At 59.2% G+C, this 4,644-nt stretch carries 3 protein-coding genes and 1 pseudogene; 2 read left to right on the top strand and 2 right to left on the bottom strand.

Translation table 11 applies throughout. The features are described from left to right. Window positions 1–514: 514 nt before the first annotated feature. Window positions 515–1,219, bottom strand: a complete 705-nt coding sequence (locus NKH02_RS34030) for a hypothetical protein (protein WP_352884205.1) — start codon at window positions 1,217–1,219, stop codon at window positions 515–517. 253 nt (window positions 1,220–1,472) lie between these two features. Between NKH02_RS34030 and NKH02_RS34025 the strand changes: the two are divergent. Both NKH02_RS34025 and NKH02_RS34020 read left to right on the top strand, forming a co-directional pair. After that, window positions 1,473–3,584 (top strand): annotated as a pseudogene (locus NKH02_RS34025) (bifunctional salicylyl-CoA 5-hydroxylase/oxidoreductase); the annotation flags it as partial. A gap of 23 nt (window positions 3,585–3,607) precedes the next feature. Further along, window positions 3,608–4,378 carry an SDR family NAD(P)-dependent oxidoreductase gene (locus NKH02_RS34020; protein WP_352884203.1) on the top strand — a complete coding sequence of 257 codons (771 nt, stop codon included), beginning with the start codon at window positions 3,608–3,610 and terminating at the stop codon, window positions 4,376–4,378. Window positions 4,379–4,494: 116 nt separating this feature from the next. Here the strand turns inward: NKH02_RS34020 and NKH02_RS34015 are convergent. Then, window positions 4,495–4,644, bottom strand: a 150-nt coding sequence (locus tag NKH02_RS34015) for a group II intron maturase-specific domain-containing protein (protein WP_352884207.1), incomplete at its 5' end; no start/stop codon positions are given.

Raw genomic sequence — 4,644 nt, 5'->3', positions numbered from 1 at the left:
AAGGCGCAGCACGCATGCTTCCGCCTGGGGTGATCTTGAGCGCACGTTGAAATTCATCGCGAGACTTCGGCCCAATGACCTCTCCGCGGTTATGGCCCAGCCTTGAAACGCCCTGCATGTCCGAACTCCTTGACTACCTTTATTGAGATGGCTATTTGCTTCGAAACTATGTCACGGTTTTGGGAAGTGCCCTCGTTATATACTTTGAATAAGCCTGAGACGTTCAACTGGTTAGATATGCTTTTTTCACGGCAGCTTGCCTATTGTGGTTGTGACGAACGGCGCCGCAAAGATTGGACGACGCTATTCCAATCGACGGATACACAATGAACATTAATCGAGTTGATTTATATTTTGGTGGCTTGCCGCCATCCTGAAGTATTATTCGACAAGGATTCTCCGAGGCTTTCGCATCTGACGCAGTCATGCGCCTGATGAAGCAGTAGCCATCGGCCTTGTTAACGTGGATAAGGTCAATCTGCATAGAGCACTCGTATCGGTCGAAACGACACGGCTAAAACTGAGCCGATGTGTTGTGACCATCAATACGGCTCTTCAACTCATCGCCGGTTAACCAAATAAGCCAATCGTCGTCCTCTGCCTGCTCTTCAACCAGCCTCAATATCGACCCGCCAGGTTCATGATGCGGCATGTCGTACTGCGCAACAACGCCCTTATCTAACGACCACTGCGCAACAAGCGCACAAAGAAAGTCTGGCATCCACAAAGCGAAAGACACACCGAATGCTATTCCTGCCGCGATCCTGGGCATGCCCTGTCCTCTGAAGTCTTTTCGGACCCAGAGATCCCCCAGGTAGCATACCTTCCCGGTTATTTTCTTTGCGCTCGGCGCCATGCAAGTACAGCTGTCCTCTGAATGGGCGTGTACGGCTGGGACAGCATAGAATGCCTTCAGTGATTCAAGGTGTTCTGCAAAATTGCCACATGAAAGGTCGTACAATCGAGCGGCGTCCAACAGAACGACTTCATTATTGGTGTCGACGCCGACAATCCAAAATCCATCACCTTCTTTAATTGGCGATCGATCTGGCCGAAAATTCGGATATGTAGCCCTCTTTGTTGGTGTTGTCTCTGTGATTGATATATATGTGCTAAAGTCGAAGCCTATCGATATTCTAACGCCTTTTTTGACAGCCTCTTCATCGTATATTTTGATGAATCGTGATATGTGCAGCGGATTTACTATGCCTTCTGTCATGGTAACTGTCCCATATCGTGACGAACTGCGTGTGTATGGACGACACGCTCCTGATGGATGGATACACGATCAACAGGGATAGAGACGCTACCTACTTTGGTGGGTTGCAAGGAGCCATCCTGATGCTGATATCATTTGATGGGGATCCTCCGAAGCTTTCGCGCCCAAGATCGTCGACGGCAGTAATGCGTTTCATGAACCAAATCAGCCTTATTTATCCTGAAACCAGCAAGCGAAGAGGAGATCGCAAGACATGAAGGTTGCGGTTCTCGGCGGCGGACCGGCCGGACTCTACTTTGCCATCTCGCTGAAGCTGCGCGACGCCGCGCATGAGGTGACGGTCTACGAGCGCAACCGCGCCGACGACACATTCGGCTGGGGCGTGGTGCTGTCGGCCGAAACGCTGGAAAACCTGACCCGGAACGACCCGGTCAGCGCCGTCTGGATCAAGAAGCATTTCGCTTATTGGGACGACATCGCCGTCATCCATGGCGGCGTGCGCACGGTGTCCTCCGGCCACGGTTTCTGCGGCATCGGCCGCAAGCGGCTCCTGATCCTACTGCAGCGGCGGGCGCGCGAGCTCGGTATCAAGATGATGTTCGAGACCGATATCTCCGACCCCCGGCCCTATATGGAGACGCATGACCTGGTGGTCGCAGCGAATGGGTTGAACTCGAAGTCCCGCGCCGCCTTCGCCGATGTCTTCAAGCCCGACATCGACACCCGCAAATGCAAGTTCGTGTGGCTCGGCACGACGCAGAAATTCGATAATGCCTTCACCTTCATCTTCGAGAAGACGGAGCATGGCTGGGTGTGGGCGCATGCCTACCAGTTCGACAGCGAGACCGCGACCTTCATCGTCGAATGCAACCAGGAGACGTGGGAGCGCTTCGGCTTCGGCGCGATGACGCAGCAGGAATCGATCGCGGTCTGCGAGGGCATCTTCGAAAAACATCTTGGCGGCCACCCGCTGATGACCAACGCCAACCACATTCGCGGTTCGGCCTGGATCAATTTCCCACGCGTGCTGTGCGAGCGCTGGTCGCACAAGAACCTGGCGTTGATGGACGACGCGGCGGCATCGGCGCATTTCTCGATCGGCTCGGGCACCAAGCTGGCACTGGAAAGCGCGGTGGCTCTGGCCGACTATGTCGAAACCGAACCGGACCTCGACGCCGCCTTCCGCAAATATGAGGATGCGCGCCGCACCGAAGTGCTGAAGCTGCAATCGGCGGCGCGCAATTCGCTCGAATGGTTCGAGGAGGTCGAGCGCTATCTCGGCCTCGACCCGGTGCAGTTCAACTATTCGCTGCTGACCCGCTCGCAGCGCATCAGCCACGAGAACCTGCGGCTACGCGACGCCGAATGGCTTGAAAGCGCGGAGGAATGGTTCCAGCGCCAGGCCGGTGCCGGCGGCAACAGCCTGCGTCGCGCGCCGATGTTCGCGCCGTTCAAGCTGCGCGACATGCGGCTCAACAATCGTGTCGTCGTCTCGCCGATGGCGCAGTACAAGGCCGTCGACGGATGCCCGACCGACTGGCATTTCACCCATTACGCCGAGCGGGCCAAGGGCGGTGCCGGTCTCCTCTACATCGAGATGACCTGCGTCAGCCCGGAAGGGCGCATCACGCCTGGTTGTCCGGGCTTCTACGCACCTGAACATGAGGTGGCATGGAAGCGGCTTGTCGATTTCGTCCACACCGAGACCGAAGCCAAGCTCTGTGCCCAGATCGGCCATTCCGGCGCCAAGGGTTCGACCCGGCTCGGCTGGGAGGGAACCGACGTGCCGCTGGCCTCCGGCAACTGGCCTGTCATGGCGGCCTCGGCGGTCGCGTGGTCGCCGCAGAATCAGGTGCCGAAGGCGATGGACCGCGCCGACATGGACAGAGTGCGCGACGAATTCGTGGCTTCGGCTGAGATGGCCGACCGCTGCGGCTTCGACATGCTGGAGATCCACGCCGCGCATGGCTATCTCCTGTCGTCCTTCATCACGCCGGTCACCAACCGGCGTACGGACGCGTATGGCGGTTCGCTGGAAAACCGCATCCTCTATCGGTTGGAGATCTTTGACGCGGGGCGCGCGGTGTGGCCGGCCGAAAAGCCGATCTCGGTGCGCATCTCGGCCAATGACTGGGTGGGCATCGAAGGCGTCACGCCGACCGATGCGGTCAAGATCGCCAAGCTTCTGCATCAAGCCGGCGTCGACCTCTGCGACGTCTCGGCAACCACGATCGCTGCCAAGCCGGTGTATGGCCGCATGTTCCAGACGCCGTTCTCCGACCGCAACGAGGTCGGCATCGCGACGATGGCGATCGGCAACATCTACGAGCCGCATCACGCCAACTCGATCCTGATGGCCGGACGCGAAGCGGCCGCGGGGCTGAAGGTATGAGCGCCGCTCAAGCAATAGCCGGCAGGCATGCGCTGGTGACCGGCGGCGGCTCCGGCGTCGGCAAGGCAACCGCGCTGGCGCTGGCGGAAGCCGGTGTCGCCGTCACCATTTGCGGTCGTCGCGAAGCGGAGCTCTCCAGGGTGGCCGGCGAAAGTGACCGTATCTTCGGTATCGCGGCCGACGTCACCAATGAGACGGCAATGGCGGCCATTTACGAGAAGGCTGAAGCGGCGCGTGGGCCGTTCGACATTGTCGTCGCCAATGCCGGCGTGGCCGGCAGCGCATTGGCGCACAAGACGCCCATAGCCGAGTGGCAGCGCACGCTCGACGTCAACCTCACCGGCGCCTTCTTGACGGTGAAGCCTGCGCTGGCAGGCATGCTGGCGCGCAAGCGGGGCCGCATAGTTTTCGTCGCCTCGACGGCTGGCCTCAAGGGCTATACCTATGTCGCTCCTTACGTCGCCGCCAAGCACGGGGTCATCGGGCTGATGCGCGCTTTAGCCGCCGAGACCGCCAAATCCGGCATCACCGTCAACGCCGTGTGCCCGGGCTTTGTCGAAACTGACATGCTGGAAGAATCCATCCGGCGCATCGTCGAAAAGACAGACCGCTCGGCCAGTGAGGCGCGGGCGAGCCTTGCCTCGACCAATCCGCAAGGCCGCTTCATCAAACCGCACGAGGTTGCCGCCGCCGTGCTTTGGCTGTGTGACAATGCGGCCCGGTCCATCACGGGACAGACGATTTCAATCTCAGGAGGCGAAACATGATAGCCGGGGCCCGGCCGTGCCGTCGGGGCCCAGCAACGACTGCTTGGGTCTTCGGATACAACTGCTGTGCGCGTCGCGCGCGATCGAGCGAAGCTGCGCGAGCGCGTGAAGAAGGACTACAACAGGGACTGAAAGCGTTTGAACTTTCGCATGATCCACGCCCTGAGCTTCCGGTTGACGTAATCAGCCAGAGTCGACAGGGCCGAACGGCTGTAGCGGCCATAATAGGCTATCCATCCGCGAAGGAGTGGATTGAGCTGTTGGAC

The organism is Mesorhizobium sp. M1396 (genome assembly GCF_040317725.1).
Lineage (GTDB): Bacteria > Pseudomonadota > Alphaproteobacteria > Rhizobiales > Rhizobiaceae > Mesorhizobium.
This window is presented reverse-complemented; position numbering and strand designations above follow the sequence as displayed.